Below are 462 nucleotides of genomic sequence, written 5' to 3'. Positions count from 1 at the left end.
TTAGGAGTGAACGCTAAACAAGGTGAGCAAATTACATTTAGCATTGCAGACACAACATTACCTGCATCTGTTAATGTATATCTTGAAGATGTGGTTGAAAATACTGTAACATTGTTAAACAACTCTGATTATGTATTTACACCTACTACTGATATAGCAGGAACTGGTCGTTTCTTCCTTAGAACTTCGCAAGACGCTTTATCAACTGTAGAAAATTCTATCGATAAATTAAACATCTTTACGCTGAAAACTTCTAAAGAACTTGTGGTAAGTGGACAGTTGGTAAGTAACAATACATCTCTAGAATTATACGATATTCAAGGACGTTTAGTGCTCAGTACTAATCTTGATAACACACGTGTACAAAACCGTATAGATGTGTCTAACATCAACTCTGGTGTGTACATTGTGACTGTGAAAGACAATGGACAAGAGAAAACTAAAAAAGTAATTATTGACTAA

Annotated in this window: 1 protein-coding gene; it reads left to right on the top strand. The window is 34.2% G+C overall.

The features are described from left to right. The coding region (locus tag ACRHNM_RS16220; protein WP_431137683.1) for a T9SS type A sorting domain-containing protein at positions 1-462 on the top strand (462 nt) is incomplete at its 5' end.

Origin of the sequence: Psychroserpens mesophilus, from assembly GCF_050617655.1 — a bacterium.
Lineage (GTDB): Bacteria > Bacteroidota > Bacteroidia > Flavobacteriales > Flavobacteriaceae > Psychroserpens > Psychroserpens mesophilus_A.
The sequence above is the reverse complement of the archived record's forward strand: the minus strand, read 5'-3'. Positions and strand labels throughout refer to the sequence as shown.